Origin of the sequence: Bartonella taylorii 8TBB, from assembly GCF_902825155.1 — a bacterium.
GTDB lineage: Bacteria > Pseudomonadota > Alphaproteobacteria > Rhizobiales > Rhizobiaceae > Bartonella > Bartonella taylorii_A.
On sequence record NZ_CADEAG010000001.1, the window covers coordinates 485,946 to 499,912 of the forward strand.

Annotated in this window: 10 protein-coding genes, 1 tRNA gene and 1 pseudogene; 8 read left to right on the plus strand and 4 right to left on the minus strand. The window is 36.8% G+C overall.

What is annotated here, in order from left to right; translation table 11 throughout:
* Nucleotides 1-220 precede the first annotated feature (220 nt).
* Nucleotides 221-2,725 carry a phosphoenolpyruvate--protein phosphotransferase gene (gene ptsP, locus J7R13_RS02155; protein ID WP_208437252.1) on the plus strand — a complete coding sequence of 835 codons (2,505 nt, stop codon included), beginning with the start codon at nucleotides 221-223 and terminating at the stop codon, nucleotides 2,723-2,725.
* 449 nt (nucleotides 2,726-3,174) lie between these two features.
* Nucleotides 3,175-3,264, plus strand: a tRNA-Ser gene (locus J7R13_RS02160).
* 28 nt (nucleotides 3,265-3,292) lie between these two features.
* Here the strand turns inward: J7R13_RS02160 and J7R13_RS09810 are convergent.
* Nucleotides 3,293-3,421 carry a hypothetical protein gene (locus tag J7R13_RS09810; protein ID WP_281432485.1) on the minus strand — a complete coding sequence of 43 codons (129 nt, stop codon included), beginning with the start codon at nucleotides 3,419-3,421 and terminating at the stop codon, nucleotides 3,293-3,295.
* A gap of 386 nt (nucleotides 3,422-3,807) precedes the next feature.
* On the opposite strand from J7R13_RS09810, the gene J7R13_RS02165 reads away from it, so the two are divergent.
* Both J7R13_RS02165 and J7R13_RS09815 read left to right on the plus strand, forming a co-directional pair.
* Nucleotides 3,808-4,689, plus strand: coding sequence for a GNAT family N-acetyltransferase (locus J7R13_RS02165; RefSeq protein WP_246786253.1), 882 nt, complete (start codon nucleotides 3,808-3,810; stop codon nucleotides 4,687-4,689).
* Nucleotides 4,690-4,900: 211 nt separating this feature from the next.
* Nucleotides 4,901-5,026 (plus strand): hypothetical protein, encoded by a 126-nt coding sequence (locus J7R13_RS09815; protein ID WP_276577404.1) that lies wholly within the window; start codon nucleotides 4,901-4,903, stop codon nucleotides 5,024-5,026.
* 184 nt (nucleotides 5,027-5,210) lie between these two features.
* Here J7R13_RS09815 and J7R13_RS02170 read toward each other — a convergent pair whose 3' ends face one another.
* The gene (locus J7R13_RS02170; protein WP_208437253.1) at nucleotides 5,211-6,365 is read right to left on the minus strand and encodes an MFS transporter; all 1,155 of its coding nucleotides are present in this window, start codon (nucleotides 6,363-6,365) and stop codon (nucleotides 5,211-5,213) included.
* Nucleotides 6,366-6,790: 425 nt separating this feature from the next.
* Between J7R13_RS02170 and J7R13_RS02175 the strand changes: the two genes are divergently transcribed.
* Entirely contained in the window at nucleotides 6,791-8,002 is a 1,212-nt protein-coding gene (locus J7R13_RS02175; RefSeq protein WP_208437254.1) for an MFS transporter, read from the plus strand.
* 308 nt (nucleotides 8,003-8,310) lie between these two features.
* On the opposite strand, the gene J7R13_RS02180 is transcribed toward J7R13_RS02175, so the two are convergent.
* A complete protein-coding gene (locus tag J7R13_RS02180) occupies nucleotides 8,311-8,580 on the minus strand; it encodes a hypothetical protein (protein WP_208437255.1) in 270 nt (89 codons plus the stop codon).
* Nucleotides 8,577-9,038: a hypothetical protein gene (locus J7R13_RS02185; protein ID WP_208437256.1), complete on the minus strand. Its 462-nt coding sequence runs from the start codon at nucleotides 9,036-9,038 to the stop codon at nucleotides 8,577-8,579. Before J7R13_RS02185 ends, J7R13_RS02180 begins: the two co-directional genes overlap by 4 nt.
* Nucleotides 9,039-9,552: 514 nt before the next feature.
* Here J7R13_RS02185 and J7R13_RS02190 point away from each other — a divergent pair.
* From J7R13_RS02190 to J7R13_RS02200, 3 genes and pseudogenes are all read left to right on the plus strand, one after another.
* The gene (locus J7R13_RS02190) at nucleotides 9,553-10,083 is read left to right on the plus strand and encodes a helix-turn-helix domain-containing protein (RefSeq protein ID WP_208437257.1); all 531 of its coding nucleotides are present in this window, start codon (nucleotides 9,553-9,555) and stop codon (nucleotides 10,081-10,083) included.
* A gap of 394 nt (nucleotides 10,084-10,477) precedes the next feature.
* A complete protein-coding gene (locus J7R13_RS02195; RefSeq protein ID WP_208437282.1) occupies nucleotides 10,478-11,005 on the plus strand; it encodes a helix-turn-helix domain-containing protein in 528 nt (175 codons plus the stop codon).
* Nucleotides 11,006-11,846: 841 nt separating this feature from the next.
* Nucleotides 11,847-13,967, plus strand: a pseudogene (locus tag J7R13_RS02200) (Vomp family autotransporter); the annotation flags it as partial.

Genomic DNA, 13,967 nt, shown 5'->3' on the forward strand with positions numbered 1-13,967 from the left:
TTAGGTTACTCGGGGGGCAGCGGTATCCAATTTTTTGATAGTTCATGTTGAGGTGTTTAAACGCCTTACTTAGATATTCCGTGCAAAAAAAGGAAAAGCATAGTGTTATTTATAGTTTGTATTTTGGGGAACGCTGCTTTGAAATGAAATTTATCAGACATGTTCATACTCAAATGTGAAGCAGTTTAAATTCATTATGAGATGTGAGGAAGTAGAAGCGATGAATACAGATTTTAATGAAAGTGAAATCTTGTCTATAAGGTCTGTACAACTTGCAGCTGCTTTTGATCATAAAAATGATGCGATTCATGCTGCTGCTGAATTGCTTGTGCAAGTTGGTGCAGTTGATAAATCCTATCTGGCAAGCATGCTTAAACGTGAGGCAATAACGAATACTTGGCTTGGGAATGGTATAGCAATTCCCCATGGAATGGTTGAGAGTCGTAATTTAATTATCAGAGATGCTGTTGCTGTTATACAGATTCCTGCTGGTGTTGAGTGGAGGGAAGGAAATAAAGCGCGTTTAGTTATTGCCATTGCAGCTTGTCCAGATCGCTATAGAGAGATTTGTAAACAATTGGCGTGTCTTTTGTTTGATAGAGAACGGCTTGAAGCACTTTTGACGACCGCCGATAAACAACAGATTGTTACAACTCTTTTTGGTCAGGATATGAAAATGGGGAAGACTTTTATAGGTGATCTTTCAGTGTGTCAGGAATGGACTTTAGATTATCCAAGTGGTCTTCATGCACGACCAGCTTCTCTTTGGGTTGACTTTGCAAAAAAAGCTCAGAGCTCTATCAGGGTTCGGCATGGTCAGTATGCCGTTGAAATGAAAAATTTGGTTGGTTTATTGCAATTAGGAGCAAAAAACGGTGATGTTCTCATTTTTTCGACAGATGCTGCAGAAGGTGCGCGACTTCTTAAGGATGCGATTTCTGTTGTGAAGAAAGTAAGTGTAAGTGAAAAGTGTGTGATGAGAAGAATAGAATCTCAAACAAAGACTTTTCATGGTTGGTATCCGCGTTACAGACAAAAAAGTATTTCTGGTGTTGGAGCAAGTTCAGGGCTGGCTCTTGGCAAGATTTTTGTTTTAAAGCAAAATAATATTTCCATAATAGACCAGCCAACAGATTTTGCAGTTGGCGCGACATGTCTTGAAAGCGCTCTTACAAAGACAAAACAGAAAATGGCATTAGTTATTGCTGATATCACAGCGCGTATGGGGGCGGATTCTGCTGCGATTTTTTCTGCGCAAATGGTTTTGCTTGAAGATGAAGATCTGATAGCTCAAGTTTTTCGTTTTATGGCAGAAGGTCATGGTGTTGCTTGGTCTTGGGATAGGGCAGTTCGGCAATTTGCAGATATGTTTTCTAAGGTAGATAATCCTTTATTAGCGGCGCGTGCTGTCAATTTAATTGATGTTGGTCGTCGTGTCCTAGGCGAAATCAATCCATCGTATAGATCATTCTTTTTAAATGATATTCCGCATGGTATTATTCTTGTTACAGATGATCTATCTCCTTCTGATGTAGCTCAGCTTGATTGTACAAAAGTGCACGGATTAGCAACGGCATGGGGAGGGCCTCTGTCTCATACAGCTATTCTGGCCCGTACCCTTGGTATTCCAATGGTTGTTGCTACGGGTGTGGATGTTTTAGCAGTTGAGTGTGATGTTCAAGCTATTATTGATGGCGATAATGGGTACATTTATCTTGATCCTGCTTCTGAAGATATTGAAAATGCCCAAAGGCAGATAAGTATGGTTGCGCAAAAGCGTAACAGTGAGATACGTATGTGTAGATTACCAGTGCAAACGACAGATGGCCAAAGGATCCGTATCATGGCTAATGTTAACTACACAAATCAGGTTCCTGTTGCACTAAATTTAGGGGCTGAAGGTATTGGACTCATGCGTACAGAGTTTTTGTTTTTAGATGGTCCACATATTCCAGATGAAGAAGCACAATTTGATGTGTACTGCGCGATGATTGCAGCAGTAGGGGGTAAGCCATTAATTATTCGTGCACTTGATATTGGTGGGGATAAACAGGTTACGCATTTACGGTTATCTAAAGAGGACAATCCTTTTTTAGGCGTTCGAGGAACACGGCTTTTGTTACGTCGACGTGATCTTTTAATTCCTCAGTTGCGTGCTTTGTATCGAGCAGCAAAAGAGGGTGGAGATTTATGGATTTTGTTTCCAATGATTATGTCTGTTTCAGAGATTTTTGCTGTAAAAAAGATCGCAGAAGAAATTCGCAACGATATTGATGCGCCAAAATTAAAGCTGGGTATTATGATTGAAGTCCCAGCAGCAGCTATTATGGCAGATGTTTTGAGTGCTTATGTTGATTTTTTCTCGATTGGAACCAACGACTTAACACAGTACACAATGGCTGTTGATAGACAAAATCCTTATCTTGTGTCTGAAGCCGATAGCCTTGATCCCGCGGTTTTGCGTATGATTTATCAGACTATTCAAGGTGCAGAAAAACATAAGTGTTGGGTTAGTGTGTGTGGCGGTATGGCTGGAGATCCTTTTGCAGCAATGATTTTGACTGGATTGGGGATTAACGAACTTTCCATGATATCTTGTGACATTTCTTCGGTAAAAGCGTGTTTGCAGGCGCATAGTTTTGAAGACATGAAAATTTTAGCAAAAAAAGCATTACAATGTGAAACTGCGCGAGCTGTACGCGCTCTTAGCGATGATATAAAGTGATATAGAGGCTTTAAGGGGGAAAGAGCTCGTTAGTCCTGTAATTTGGTAACACAATCACATTATAAATCATTTTTGTTGGAATAAGGTCTATTATCTCAGTAAAGCACGTTTTAATGTTGGTAAACAAGGTTTTAAGAGTTGCTTGTCCTATTTATTAGATATAATGAATAGTAATGGGTTAGTAGTGATGCTTAATTATCAATTTGAAGATGATGTTATTCATAAAATGTGAAGGTCTACAAATGGGCTAAGAGAATGGTTGTTTTTGTTGATTTAGTGATTGCATTTTGGATGCCTATCCACGGAAAAATCACTTCTTAAAAGGAGAGGAAGTGCTTGTTATTCAACGAGTATTACATCTTGTTTTAATAAATGAAGTTGTTTTTTAAATTTTGAATGTATAGTTTAGGCTTGCACGTTATTTCTTTCTGGGTATAGTGCGCAAATCTGGAGAGGTGGCCGAGTGGTTGAAGGCGCACGCCTGGAACGCGTGTATATGGGAAACCATATCGAGGGTTCGAATCCCTCTCTCTCCGCCAGATTTTTTAAGGGTAACTTTTCTCATCGTCACCAAAAGTCATCATGTTGAGGAATCGCAGATGACAAAGCAATCCTGTAAATGGCTATATCGCCAGGCTCTTTCAGAGCTCGCGATGACGATTGAGAATCGTGCTTCGCTTTCTCGAATTGCGCCATTTTACCCTCTCCTTTTCCAATGCATGCGAACACTCCGATTGAGGGTACATATGTACTAAAACCATTGATTTACCTGAGTTTTTTGCGATAAGGCTTTTTTAACCCCTCATTTTTAGAGAACGAAAACCGGAGTATTGCTTTTACGTTGGTGGAATAAACAAAGATTTATTGAGAAATAAAATTAACGATATACTACCAAATTATATGGTTCCTGCTTTTATAATTGCTATTGATATGTAGCCTTTAAACAAAAGTGGAAAAATAGATAAAGATCATTTGATCAGCACCTATAACGCAAAACCGTATTTTTGAAGAGCGAATTATTGCAATATGGTTTACGATATTGGAGAGTAACAATATCATCCGCGAGGATAAATTTTTTAGTATTGGCAGCGGATTTTTTTACAGCCCCATTATTAAAAGATCAATTAGGAATGATGAGCAATTACAAGGAAAAAATGTTAAACAAATCAAAAATTGACTTATCGTTAGAGAATAACTTTTTTTCAAAGGTACGTTTTTTACCGAAATTATGCCCTAAAATGAAGGTTGTTGATTTTCCAAATGGAGTATCTTCTGTTAATTCAACATTTGCTTCAGACACATTCAATATTGTCTCTGCTAAAAATTTACAAGAAACTATACCTGTAGACCAAGCAAAATCTATAATCGATTCCTTTAATGCACAAAAACTGCCTTTATCTTGGTGGGTTGGACCTCATTCGTCTAATTACGAAGTTAATGAAGTTCTCTTATCTATTGGCTTAGAGCGTGTTGAAACAGAGGTAGGAATGGCAGCTTTAGCTCAAGATATAGACTCTCATGTTACTTCTATGCTGGATGATTTCAAAATCAAGGAAGTTGAATCACTTCAAGATTTTATAGATTATGGAAATGTTATGGCATCAGTATTCGAGCCTTTTGATGAGGAGGCGATAATATTTTATGAAACAATAGGTGGCTGTTATAAAAAAGATCCTGATGTAGATATGTTCGTTGGTTATATAAATAACAATCCTGTAGCAATATGTTTTTGTATTAAAGCGGATGGAGTTGGTGGAGTGTATGATATTGTCACCAATCCAGATTTTCAGAAAAGAGGTGTCGGGACATTAATGACAAAAATGGCTATTGAGCATTTAAAAAGAAAGAAATGTCATGTTATTGGTATGCAAGCCTCTCACGAGGGAATTGGCATTTATAAAAAATTGGGTTTTATAAACTTTGGTGAATTCAAAGTTTATTCCAATAAACACATGGTAATTTAGCTATGAACTCTTTTTTGCTAATTTACAAGAGAATTTATTATGTTTAGCAGAACTCAAATATGGTCAACCAATCTATAAAATCAAGGAATTTTGACCAATCTCCTTTAATACTGATATAGAAAAGCTAAAATCAGTTATTACAAATATAATTGTATCAAAAAAAGATATCTATCACAGATCCAATTTGGACAAGCGAAATTTTTTATTTGATATGACTGACAATTTACAGTCTGTTGTTGGTCTTTCCTCCAGCATAAAAGAGCCACTTCCTACAACACGGCATAGCGGTCCTGATTCTGAAGTAGTAACGGCTAGAGTTTCTTCTTTGCATGGGTAGAAACTGCGTAGACACCGTGTTAGATCTATAAAATTTGCCTGATCTTTGACAGATATTTTTTGCCTTTTGGCACCATAAAAATAAGTAGATCTAACGGTGCCATATTGCGTTTGTGATCGGAGGTTGAAAACTCTAAATTCTAATGAAACCACATAAAACGCTCGTGATAATGATAAATTAATATTCACACTGAGATCTTTTTTAGAGTTTCTTCTAAAAAGAACACTGCAAACAAGTAAATAAACAAATATATACCAAAAATGTAAATTAATGACAAAAAACCAAACATATTTACCATATACGCACTAAGGTAAAAAAATACCAATAGGCTCATCCTTCCAACAGTTGACAAGAAAGATTCGTATGTGGCCCTAAGATTATCGCTAATACTATCGTGCAGGACAACTTCTACACGAAGATATGTATACTTAATGAGATAAAAAATCATACAGACTAAAATAACAGCAATTTCTTTTTTGGGCTCAAAGAAAACAACTGTGAAAATTGTAGCCGCTGAAAGAACCAGCAGTAAAACAAAATTCATTCCTTCACTTAGTTTTGTAAAGAGAAAACTAGCCAGTAGCTGAGAGAGCAATATAAGAGAAAATGTCACACCAAGATAAAAATAAGTTACATTGATATCATAATCTTTAAATATCCACTGCCAATACTGCGAAAATATATTGGAAAAAATAAGGGAAAAATAAAAACATAGAGATATGTAAGGAACTTTAACAAAAATAGATAACATTTCTCTTGCGTCAGAAATGAAAGAATTCGCTTTTATTGATTTTTTCTCTCCTTTTAGATCATCCAAAAAAAACAAACCAAAGATTGTTGTAATCATCATTAAAAATGCAGATATATACCATATATATTGGCTAGAATAATCGGCAAAATATGCGCCTATCAAACTAAATATAAACATGCCAATGTAATTATATTGAGAGCTGGAACCGAGCGCTTTTTTAGTAGATATAAATTTTGTTTTTGCATATTGAACAAGTAAAGCATTATAAGCACCAGCAATCAATGTAAGCGATAATGCATTAAAAAGTTCTGCCAAAAGAAAACCATAAAAGCTTGTAGAAACTCCCATGAGAAAGAGCCATGTGGCTGCAAAAGCTGCTGCTAAAATTATAGATATTTTATAACTTTTTCTATCTGCAAAATATCCAAGAGGAATATCTGTAACCATCATAATAAAAGCTTGAAATGATTTAATTATACCGATATCAATAAGAGTTAACCCTTTTTCAAGCATATAAAATACAATAAAGGCGCCTGTTAAAATCCTTATACCATTAAATAAAAATCCAAATGCTAATATACTCTTCATTTACGCACCAATAATACCAATAAAGTAATAAGTAAATTACTTTATATGAAGATATATAAATATGAAAAATTATATTTTATTACAAATATGACACTAGCGGCTATACGGATCTCCAGTTCTATAATTTGACATTTGTCAAAATCCTTTAAATATTTTACTGCTTCAAGAGCAGCCAAAGAACCAGTAATCGTATTATATGGATCTATCAAAGTATTCATATAGTTTTGCTTAATATTTTAAATAAACTCAAACTTATTGATATCCTCCTTTGGTGATAGGTATTGATGACAAAAGATTGAACAGCGCTAAAATAAGGAATTTTGCTTTCTTAAATCGAATAAACTGAAAAACAAAATTGTAAAAAATATATGTTTTTAAATGCGTTACAATACATGCCAAATGACGTTTGTGCGAGGGGATAATTTATGTTAACTGCAAATTTGAAAGAACGCATTGCTTTATTTGAGAATAGAACTTTTCTCTATTTTACATTGAGCGGCTTATTTGCTACATTTGGTAGTGGGCTGAATTACATCATATTGTCATGGCTCGCCTATAATCAGACAAATTCAATTCGCGGTGTGGCACTGCTGATGTTTTTTCTTTGGATGCCTAGTGTTGTTTTTGCGCCTGTTTTTGGTGTTTTGGCGGATAAATACGATCGTAAAATACAGATCATCATTTCAAACCTTGTCAGAGGTCTGGTGATCGTGGGTTGGGTAACACTTGGTCAGTTTGGCATAGAAATTAATTTAATGTTTTTATCTGCTCTCTTGGGTGTTTTTATCTCTTTTTATATGCCATCAGCTATTCCCTTAATCCAAAGTATTGTTCCGAAAAAACAGCTGATCAATGCGAATGCAACAATTGATATGGTCTATGAACTTGGTGCTATTATAGGTATGGGGTTAAGTGGATTTATACTTGCCTATGCAGGAACAAAAGGAGCCCTTTTGATAGGCGGCATACTCTTTATTATTGCTGGTTTGTTTAACTTTGTCATGAAGGTACCTAAAACGCGAGGATCTGAAAGCAAAAACCAGCAAAACTGGTGGGAAAGTTATATATCGTCACTTTGTTATTTTAAGCAGAATCCAGCTCTTTTTATGCCTTATATGAGCCAGATGATTATTATGGTTCTTTTGATGACTATTCCTGTTATTTTGGTTCCTTATACACAAGAGATTTTGAATGCGGATAGCTGGACCTTTGCAATATTGGAAGCGCTTTATTCAGCGGGCGTATTTACTGGTGCACTTCTTTCTCCATTTTTTTGTAAAGTTTTATCCATAAGGAAAACATTGGCACTTTTATTAGCTGTTATGGCTATTGGTCTCCTCATTTTGTCTGTCAATACACACATTTTCATTGTTTTTCCTGTCTATTTCATGATTGGATTTGGACTTTCGAGTTGGGCTCTTTCAATTTCTTTATCTCAACTCTATTGTAATCCTGAATATCAAGGAAGACTACAGGCAAGTTTTAATGGGATCTCTGGTTTTTTTATTCTTGTGGTCTATCTATTTATGGCAAGTGATAGCAACGGCATCTCATCTCAGTCTGTATATTTTCTTCAAAGTATCATTGCTGCTGCTGGAATGCTCATCGTTCTTTTTTATAAAAATAAAAAACAATGAATTGTATTTGAGAGCTGTAAACACTCTTCATACTACAAACATTTATGATTTCTCATCATCTCATATGTTGCTTTTAAAGTGGAGATAAGCAAATATCAAGGTTAAAGCTTTTAAAGAGTAAAGCATAAATCTGATGTGTGCTATAAAATGCTAGTTATTTTGATGAACCACCAAAAAACATTAACATACTTTTCCAATTAACCTCACACTTGTGAGAGCCAATAACACAGCGCTTTGGAACTTCTAAAAGCCCTTTAGTTTCAAGTTTAAGCAAAGCAATGAGGAGACCTCTCACCCAGCAGGGGGTATTATTTGTGTTCTTCAAAATCCATATGAATAACTGTGCTAGTTTCATCTTCAGTGGAATGAAAGCTTTTGCGACGGCGCAAGGTTTGTAAAATTTCTTTTTGTAAAGCTGTATCGGTTTCACTTAAACGGTGAATACTCAGTTCCAATTCAAGAGATAAAGCCAAATCCACACACGATTTAAGCTCTTCTCCAATATCAAAACCGCGCTGGTAGTCGTCATAAAGACCAACAAGCGTATCGGATAATTCTTTATCGCATGAAGAGGTCATGCACATTCCTCCACATTGCGGTTGTTCCAAGCGGCTTTGATATGTTTAGACATCACTTCACTGTTATCACCAAGCATTGCCATGTATATCAACATCCTAGTTTTGTCAATTTTGTGCAAAGCACTAACTTTTAAACCAATGCCTGTCAGAAACTTTATCGTTCTAGGATTTTCAATTTCCCAATGACAAATACGTGCGGCAATGCCTTTATAAGGGAATTTGCAGCATTTAAGATACATTGTCAAACAGCTTTTAATTTGTGTGTAAGAGCGGCTGTTTTGACGATAGGTGAAATGTCCCAAGATTTCATCATTGCTAACCAAAGCCAAATTGGTGCCATTGATATCAACAATAAGCGAGCATGGCTTATAAACGTTTAGCCTTTGAATAAGAAATGATGACCTTATTTTTTGTAGAACATCAATTATCCTGCCTATTTTGTGTTGATTTTTAGACATTGATAAACCTTTTATCGTATGTAATATAAAAATGATGGGAAATGCGCTTAATACGCATGTCTTTGCAACGAGATTCAAGCAGCGTTATCGCGCAGTACAGAAGGATGAGAGAAACCGTATTGGGCTGTATTGCTGTTTTGGAAATGCGACCACGACTTTTAGAGTAGTGGTCGATAAAAATTTATTTGACGAGCAAACCGATAAAATCGGCAATGGCACGTTCAGCTTTTTCGTTAAGCTGTGTTCAAATATTTTTGACACGGGATAACGGTCTTTAGGAAGCTTTTGCGCGTTTCGTCAAGGTTATATTCCTGTGGCGGTGCTCGGTAAAATACTATGGCGATCCCATATGTGGGTGATGGTCATAACTTTCGCTCCTGCTTAAACGGATGCTGTAACATCTGCTTTTGGTGGGGTTATAATGTGATAACCGCCCAATATAACGGGCAGTAACGATGGATATAAATCAATATAATTACTTAGTCAATAATTATATTGATTTTGGAGTAATTTTTTGGCACGTCGAGAAGCAAAGCCTAAAACCGAGTTGGCAAAACGTTTTCGTGAAGTGCGCCGCGCTCTTGGTTTCACGGAGCGTAAGCAGTTTGCTGAACATCTTGGTGTAACGGCTGGTTCCATAGGAACTTATGAAACTGGTACAAGTGAACCTACGGCTTCCGCTCTCTCAAAATATCAAGAAATTTGTGGCATTTCATTAGACTGGCTTGTAACTGGTAATGGTGAAATGTTTATGGATATAGCCAAGGCAAAAACGTGTGGTTTTAAACCGCAAGGGATTCCTGCTGGGTTGATGAAAAAGCTCGGGTATTTGGTCTATACGGCTTATCATGATGCGCAAAGAGAACTTCCTCCTGAAGATATAGCGGAATTAGCAGCAGAGCTTTATGGCAAGCTGCAAGAGCTCATTCAAAACATCCACGATATGGAAGAAGTTGAAGCGACCTTTCCGCTTTTAAAATTACATTTAAAACGTCAAATTGAAGCTGAAAAAGCACATCGAGCAACTCCACAAGATACGGACTAAAAATTCTCTAAAACAAAAATCTTTCTTTTCCACTGAATACGACATCTCATGTTAAACTATACTGATTTTGTATGGGTTTTTAGACATTGATAAACCTTTTGCTTTATGTAATGAAAAAACTATGTCCAAATATTTTTGACACTGGACGACGGTATTTGATATGCTTTCGCAGGTTCTGCCAAGGTTATATTCCTTTGGCAGAGCTTGGAAAAATACTATGGCAATCCCATGCGTGGGTGATGGTCATAACTTTCGCTCCTGCTTAAACGGATGCTGTAACATCTGCTTTTGGTGGGGTTATGTGGGTAATATATGCCCAATATAATGGGTAGTAACAAGAGGTATAATGCAAATATTGCATAATGTCAACGCAATATTTGTATTATTGTATAATTTGGCAAAAAAAGAGATTGAACCAAAAACAGAACAGGCGAAGCGGTTACGTTTGATACGAAAAAGCTTACAACTTCATCGGGATCAGATAGCTGTTCGTTTGGGTATTAATAAGGCGATTTATGACCACGCTGAAAGAGGCACAACCTTTCCCAATGTGGAATTTTTGGCTGCTTTATCACAGAAATTAAAAGTCAATTTAACCTGGCTCATTACGGGTGAAGGTGAAATGTTTACAAATGCGGGAAAGGCGAAAGCGTGTGGTTTTAAACCGCAAGGGATTCCTGCTGGGTTGATGAAAAAGCTCGGGTGTTTGGTCTATACGGCTTATCATGATGCGCAAAGAGAACTTCCTCCTGAAGATATCGTGGAATTAGCAGCAGAGCTTTATGGCAAGTTGCAAGATATTGTTCAAAACATTAACGATATAGAAGAGGTTGAAGCAACCTTTTCGCTTTTAAAGTTACATTTAAAACGTCAAATCGAAGCTGAAAAAGCACATCGAGAAACTTCACAAGATACGGACTAAAAGTTCTCTAAAATAAAAATCTTTTTTGTTTTTTTGTCGTAAAAACCCAGTTTAAAAAACAACCCATTATCACATCTTCTTATTGAATCCTTTCTTTTTCATTGAATACGACATCTCATATTAAGCTGTATTGATTTTTAGAATTGTTATAGATCAAAAATAAAAAGCACCGCGCATAAAGGTAAAGAAGAACAAAAGAAAGTTTAAAGAACTTCTATATTTTTCATGAAGCCTATCGAATAAAAAACAAAACTTTATTCTAGAAAAGTACTTAATTTTATCAAGAAATATTTCTTTTAAATATTCATATCGTATTTTATAGCAGATTATCTCAGTGTAAAGAGTGGGGTTATCATGATAAGAAATATCGATTACATTATATAAGAAGTCTAAAAAAATCATAAGATTATAATTATAAAAACAGATTGTATAAAAAATATCTTTTTGTGTTTAATGATAAGTATTTTTTCAAATTAAGAAAAAATTATTTTGCATACTCTTGCCATTCTGCTTATGCGCTTTATCTGAAAGAGATAATTGCTCTTTAAAAAGCTATTTTTATTATGAGCTAAGTCGCGATATTTTTGAATGGAGATTATGTAATATTCTCAAAAGTTGTATTTTTCTTTATTTTTTAGTTTGAATCCCTCTAGCTAAAAGGGTTGGGGACTTTTCTAGATTCAATGTCTTTTCAGAGATTTTAGAGTGATGCCGTAATGAATGTCGGCATCTAAGGGGGAGGGGTCTGTCTTTATTTGTTTGTTTTTTGTGCGCGAACAGGGTTTTGCCATGAGGGTTTTTGCGCGCTGTAATGATATTGTGCTCTGTTGGAGGAGGTTTTATGAAAAAGTTATATTCAAAATCAAGTTTGGTTAGAACGGTTACATTGGGAGCCGCAGTGGCCACACTCTTGTCAAGTGTTTCTCCCGTTGTTTCACCTGTTTTTGCTGCGAATCTTTCGATAGTAGGAGAGTTAAATAGAAGCACAAATGGTACCAATGTATTGTATCCATGGGGTAGTCATGGCAGTATTGTTTTTTCGGGTGATGATAATCTCTGTGGTGTTGATAATGTTGTTGGTCGTGGGGGCAAACAACAGCAGGGAATACAAGATACTTCTCGAATAACTGCAGAAACCCAATATAACAGATTTATCAATAATCAAGAATTTAATGGTCGTCACCCTTATGGCACGACCACTAACCAAGAGTTTTGGGGTGGTGATGGTCTTACAGGTCTGCCTGCTACTCCGACTACTGGTAGTGGCTATATGGGTGTAGCTTCTACTGGTAGTTTCTCTGATGCTCTGCCTGAGGCTTTTGGTATTTATTCTTTTGCAACTGGTTGTGGATCTGCTGCGACGGGTAATTATTCAACAGTATTTGGTGCAGGTGCAACAGCAAAGGCAGGGGGTGCGCAAGCTTTTGGTGTTTCTGCACTTGCAAGTGGAAGAGCAAGTGTTGCTATGGGTGTTGATTCAGAGGCATCAGGGCTCTCTGCAGTTGCTGTTGGAGGGCTTGCAACTGCTTCTGGTAAACGTAGCATTTCTATGGGTGATAGTTCCAAAGCTACGATGGACGATGCGATTGCGATTGGTTCAAATGCGGAAGGAACTGGTATAAATAGTGTTGCTATTGGTAAGTTCGCATCTGCATCTGGTTACAATAGTATTTCGTTAGGGCTCAAGACCAAAGCAACTAACGAGTATACGATTGCTATAGGTTCGAAGGCTGAAGCTCAAGCTCTTGGTTCTATCGCAATAGGTGGTGGGGAGCCTGCAGAAAGCGGGGAGGAAAGAAAAGTAATAGCGAAAGGCAAAAATTCGATTGCCATAGGTTCTCATACTTTTGCTGAGACGGCTCATTCAGTTGCAGTTGGTATAAATGCACAGGTACGTGTTATAGATGGTGTTGCTGTGGGTGGAGGATCTGTCTCTCGTGTTGATAAGGATACTTTTGGTTATGATCCTGTAACAAATAGTCTGACAACAAAGGGTGATCTTGCGTGGAAAAGCACTGCAGGTGATTTTAGTGTTGGTAATACTAATCAGAATTTAACACGGCAAATTACAAATGTTGCAGCTGGTTCTGCAGATACTGATGCCGTTAATGTGGCACAGCTGAAAGCTTTGAGAAATGTCATAGCAGGAGCAGGAGGGGGCTGGAAAATTTCTGTTAATGATGTAAATCCTACAGATGTTACTTCAGGCAGTACAGTAGATTTTTCAGTGACATATAAAGATGAAGCAGGAAAAGATAACTTAACGATTGTAAAGCAAAGTGAAAATAGTAAGCATAAAGTCAAATTTTCTTTGAGTGATAATCTTAAGCTGACGAGTGTCACTACAGGGGAAGCCTCTATGAGTGATGATGGCTTTGTGATTCAGAATGGGCCAAAGATAACCGCTGATGGTTTTATATTCGATAAAGGGGCAAGCATAACTATTAATGGTGTTGATGCTGGCAGTAAAAGTATCTTCAACGTAGCAGACGCGACTGAAGATGACGAAGCAGTCACTTATAGACAGTTGAAGGAAGTGCAAAAAGGTATCAAAACAAGTTGGCAGCTTTCTGTTGATGGTAACAACGCTACAGACGTTCAAGCTGGAAGTACAGTAGATCTTGTTGCGGGTGCGAGTGGGAATGGAAGCAAAAATATTAAAATTGCAAAAGACAATAGTAATAAAATCACATTTTCTTTAAATGATGATATTAATGTAACGTCTGTCACTACAGGGGAAGCCTCTATGAGTGATGATGGCTTTGTGATTCAGAATGGGCCAAAGATAACCGCTGATGGTTTTATATTCGATAAAGGGGCAAGCATAACTATTAATGGTGTTGATGCTGGCAGTAAAAGTATCTTCAACGTAGCAGACGCGACTGAAGATGACGAAGCAGTCACTTATAGACAGTTGAAGGAAGTGCAAAAAGGTATCAAAACAAGTTGGCAGCTTTCTGTT

Bases quoted from the DNA above. Each gene is read 5' to 3' on its own strand.
- J7R13_RS02175 (WP_208437254.1), top strand. From the start codon at position 6,791: ATGTTAACTGCAAATTTGAAAGAACGCATTGCTTTATTTGAGAATAGA.
- ptsP (WP_208437252.1), top strand. From the start codon at position 221: ATGAATACAGATTTTAATGAAAGTGAAATCTTGTCTATAAGGTCTGTA.
- J7R13_RS02170 (WP_208437253.1), bottom strand. From the start codon at position 6,365: ATGAAGAGTATATTAGCATTTGGATTTTTATTTAATGGTATAAGGATT.
- J7R13_RS02185 (WP_208437256.1), bottom strand. From the start codon at position 9,038: ATGTCTAAAAATCAACACAAAATAGGCAGGATAATTGATGTTCTACAA.
- J7R13_RS02180 (WP_208437255.1), bottom strand. From the start codon at position 8,580: ATGACCTCTTCATGCGATAAAGAATTATCCGATACGCTTGTTGGTCTT.
- J7R13_RS09815 (WP_276577404.1), top strand. From the start codon at position 4,901: ATGACTGACAATTTACAGTCTGTTGTTGGTCTTTCCTCCAGCATAAAA.
- J7R13_RS09810 (WP_281432485.1), bottom strand. From the start codon at position 3,421: ATGGCGCAATTCGAGAAAGCGAAGCACGATTCTCAATCGTCATCGCGA.